Origin of the sequence: Burkholderia sp. Tr-862, assembly GCF_011753085.1 — a bacterium.
Taxonomy (GTDB): domain Bacteria; phylum Pseudomonadota; class Gammaproteobacteria; order Burkholderiales; family Burkholderiaceae; genus Burkholderia; species Burkholderia ambifaria.
This window is the reverse complement of the sequence record NZ_VWWG01000331.1, coordinates 1-2,138: the sequence shown is the minus strand read 5'-3', so window position 1 is coordinate 2,138 and position 2,138 is coordinate 1. Positions and strand designations below refer to the sequence as shown.

4 protein-coding genes and 1 pseudogene are annotated in these 2,138 nt (G+C 70.8%); 2 read left to right on the top strand and 3 right to left on the bottom strand.

Annotated features, from left to right (window positions below; translation table 11 throughout):
- Positions 1-126, bottom strand: a pseudogene (locus F3J14_RS36255) (short-chain dehydrogenase); the annotation flags it as partial.
- A gap of 13 nt (positions 127-139) precedes the next feature.
- On the opposite strand from F3J14_RS36255, the gene F3J14_RS34530 reads away from it, so the two are divergent.
- Entirely contained in the window at positions 140-1,330 is a 1,191-nt protein-coding gene (locus tag F3J14_RS34530; protein ID WP_166726705.1) for an SAM-dependent methyltransferase, read from the top strand.
- A 12-nt stretch (positions 1,331-1,342) separates the two neighbouring features.
- Positions 1,343-1,537: a DUF2905 domain-containing protein gene (locus F3J14_RS34525; protein ID WP_006754113.1), complete on the top strand. Its 195-nt coding sequence runs from the start codon at positions 1,343-1,345 to the stop codon at positions 1,535-1,537.
- A 63-nt stretch (positions 1,538-1,600) separates the two neighbouring features.
- On the opposite strand, the gene F3J14_RS34520 is transcribed toward F3J14_RS34525, so the two are convergent.
- Complete coding sequence (locus tag F3J14_RS34520) at positions 1,601-1,822, bottom strand: hypothetical protein (RefSeq protein ID WP_011658106.1); 222 nt, start codon at positions 1,820-1,822, stop codon at positions 1,601-1,603.
- Between the two features lie 108 nt (positions 1,823-1,930).
- Positions 1,931-2,138, bottom strand: a 208-nt coding sequence (locus F3J14_RS34515) for a PfkB family carbohydrate kinase (RefSeq protein ID WP_247682359.1), incomplete at its 5' end; no start/stop codon positions are given.

Genomic DNA, 2,138 nt, shown 5'->3' with positions numbered 1-2,138 from the left:
GTCCCAGCCGCGCTGCGCGAAGGCGGTCGCGAGCGCACGACCGAGCGACGCGGCGTCGGCCGCGCTGTCCAGCGCGCCTGCGACGAGCGCGATGCGCGGGGTCGACGTATCGGCTGAAACGGTCATTTACAATGCCGGGATGAACCCGAAAGCTCACGAATCCGCTAGTTTACCTGCTCCCGGCCCTGACGCGCTCGCGCAGTCCGAAACCCTCGCCGCGCAACTGCGCGACGAGATCGCGGCGGCCGGCGGCTGGCTGCCGTTCGACCGCTTCATGGAGCGCGCGCTGTACGCGCCCGGCCTCGGCTATTACAGCGGCGGCGCGCGCAAGTTCGGACGCCGCGCCGACGACGGCAGCGACTTCGTGACGGCCCCCGAACTGTCGCCGCTGTTCGCGCAGACACTCGCGAATCCCGTCGCGGACGCGCTCGCCGCGAGCGGCACGCGTCGCGTGATGGAGTTCGGCGCGGGCACGGGCAAGCTCGCGGCCGGGCTGCTCGCGGCACTCGATGCGCTCGACGTCGAACTCGACGAATACCTGATCGTCGATCTGTCGGGCGAGCTGCGCGAACGGCAGCGCGACACGATCGCGGCCGCCGCGCCGGCGCTCGCCGACAAGGTGCGCTGGCTCGACGCGCTGCCCGAGCGCTTCGACGGCGTCGTGGTCGGCAACGAGGTGCTCGATGCGATGCCGGTGCGCCTGTTCGCGAAGTCGGGCGGCGCGTGGCTCGAGCGCGGCGTCGCGCTCGATGCGCGGCACGCGTTCGTGTTCGACGACCGGCCCGTCGGCGCTGCCGGCCTGCCGCCGGTGCTCGCGACGCTCGACGTCGACGACGGCTATGTGACCGAGACGCACGAAGCCGCGCTCGCGTTCACGCGCACCGTGTGCACGATGCTCGCGCGCGGCGCGGTGCTGCTGGTCGACTACGGCTTTCCGGCGCACGAGTACTACCATCCGCAGCGCGAGCGCGGCACGCTCATGTGCCACTACCGCCACCACGCGCACGACGACGCATTCCTGTACCCGGGGCTGCAGGACATCACCGCGCACGTCGAATTCACCGGCATCTACGACGCGGGCGTCGCCACCGGCGTCGACCTGCTCGGCTACACGTCGCAGGCGCGCTTCCTGTTGAACGCGGGCATCACCGACGCGCTGGCCGCGATCGATCCGTCCGACATCCACCAGTTCCTGCCGGCCGCGAACGCGGTGCAGAAGCTGATCTCGGAGGCCGAGATGGGCGAGCTGTTCAAGGTGATCGCATTCTCCCGCGGGATCGACGGCACGCTCGACGCGTTCGCGCGCGGCGACCGCTCGCACGCGCTCTGACGGGAGCCCGGGATGCTGCGCTGGCTGATGGCGTCGTTCTTCGCGGTGATGATCCTGACGCGCTGCTGGCCGTGGCTCGGCAAGCTCGGGATCGGGCGGATGCCGGGCGACGTCACGCTGACGCTCGGCGGGCGGCGCTACCCGTTCCCGTTCATGTCGACGCTGGTGGTGACGATGCTGGTGTCGATGGTCGCGCGGCTGCTCTGAGCCGCGCCGCATGCGGCGGCGCGTCGCGGTCCGGCCGCGGCGCGCGCGCGATGGTCCCGCGCATTACAGTTCAATCTCGCCGAGGATCCGGTGCGCGAGCGCCTTCGCTTCGTCGAACGCCTCTTCCTCGCTCGGGCTCGTCGTGTGGACGTCGTAGCGCATGTTCTCCGTCTCGTCGCCGTCGTCCCGGGCGAGGATCACGTAGCCCTGGTATTGCCCGTTGGCGGTGTGCTGCGTATGCGCCTTGGCCGTGTAGATGCCTTTCGTGAACGTGTTCGTGTCCATCGTGCCTCTCCCGCAATAGGACACTTCATCGTAGCACTGCGGCGCAGCATGTACAGCGCCGCTAATCGGCGACCGATCAGCGCGCCGCCCCATGCCATCCCCATGCCGTCACCGTTCGAGCAGCGCGACGACCTCGTCGAGCGTCGGCGCGTGCGCGCCCGTATGCCGGCATGCGGCCGCGCCCGCCGCGAGGGCGAACGCGAGATGCTCGCGCCACGACCGCTGCGGCGCGGCCATCAGGCTGAACAGCAGGCCGCCGATCGACGCGTCGCCCGCGCCCACGGTGTCGACCACCTCGACGCGCGGCGGGCTGGGG